Raw genomic sequence first — 738 nt, forward strand, 5'->3', positions numbered from 1 at the left:
AAGCGTGCTCGGAGCATTTCCAAGCATGCCGCTGCCTCCTCGCGATGCTCAAAACCCATCACAAAGTCATCCGCATAGCGGATGACGACGACGTCGCCTCGGGCGTGGTTGTCACGCCACCACTGGACCCACAGGTCGAATACGTAGTGCAAGAACACATTGGCCAGGAGTGGCGATATGACCGCTCCTTGCGGCGTCCCTACCTTCGTTGCCGACCACCGACCATCTTCGCTGACCCCGGCACGAAGCCATTTGCGGATCAAGCGAAGTAGGCGTCGGTCGCCGATGCGATGTTCTAAGAACTTGATCAACCACTGGTGATCGATCGCGTCGAAGAAGCCTTCGATATCGGCGTCCAGTACCCAGTTCACTCGCTTGCCAAGGATCGCCGCGCTCAATGCATCGAGTGCATCGTGCTGGCTACGCCCCGGCCGGAAGCCATAGCTGAAACCGAGAAAGTCCTGTTCGTAGATGCTCTGAAGCACCCAGAGCACCGCTTGTTGGACAATCTTGTCCTCCAGCGAGGCCACGCCGAGCGGCCGCTGTCGACCGTCCGGCTTGGGTATCCAGACTCTCCGAGAGGGCTTAGCACGGTAGGCTCCTCGGTGAATGCGACCATGGAGATCGGTGATATTGGCCTCCAGGTCCTGCTCATATTCGTGCCAGGTCACCTTGTCGACTCCAACCGCTGCGGTCTTCTTCAGGTTGAAGAAGGCCTCGGTTAAGCAGTCTTCGCTG

The 738-nt window shown here is 58.7% G+C and carries 1 protein-coding gene; it reads right to left on the minus strand.

Going from position 1 to position 738, the window contains the following annotated elements; translation table 11 throughout:
- Positions 1–738 (minus strand): reverse transcriptase domain-containing protein (locus NG895_RS02370; protein ID WP_252850843.1); only part of this gene is annotated, 738 nt, incomplete at both ends.

It is taken from the genome of Aeoliella straminimaris (genome assembly GCF_024054565.1).
Taxonomy (GTDB): Bacteria; Planctomycetota; Planctomycetia; order Pirellulales; family Lacipirellulaceae; genus Aeoliella; species Aeoliella straminimaris.